Source organism: Heliobacterium chlorum (genome assembly GCF_014502795.1).
In the GTDB taxonomy this organism is placed as follows: Bacteria; Bacillota; Desulfitobacteriia; order Heliobacteriales; family Heliobacteriaceae; genus Heliobacterium; species Heliobacterium chlorum.
The window spans coordinates 1-419 of the sequence record NZ_JACVHF010000177.1; the positions used below are offsets into that span (position 1 = coordinate 1).

General features: G+C 59.9%; 1 protein-coding gene. It reads right to left on the minus strand.

The genetic code is table 11. The features are described 5' to 3' along the window. Nucleotides 1-419, minus strand: a 419-nt coding sequence (locus tag H1S01_RS20870; protein ID WP_188042198.1) for a LemA family protein, incomplete at both ends; no start/stop codon positions are given.

The window sequence follows — 419 nt, forward strand, 5'->3', positions numbered from 1 at the left end:
TCGCTGTACATCAGCGTGTGCCAGATACGGCCGGGGAATGTACGAATCTCAGTGTTGTAGCGTTCGACTGACGCGATGAAGTCACGGCGCGCCACCGCAATGCGGTTCTCGATGCCTTCGAGCTGCGATTGCAGGGCGAGGAAGTTCTGATTGGATTTGAGCTCCGGATAGCGCTCGGATACCGCCATCAGCCGGCTCAGGGCTCCGGTCAGCTGGTTCTGCGCCTGCTGAAACTGCTGCAGTTTCTTCGGATCGTCCAGGGTACTGGCGTCGACCTGAATCGAAGTGGCCTTGGCCCGCGCTTCGACTACTGCGGTAAGGGTTTCCTGCTCCTGACGAGCGAATCCCTTGACCGTCTCGACCAGATTGGGAATCAGGTCCGCACGGCGCTGGTACTGGTTCTCCACCTGCGACCAGGC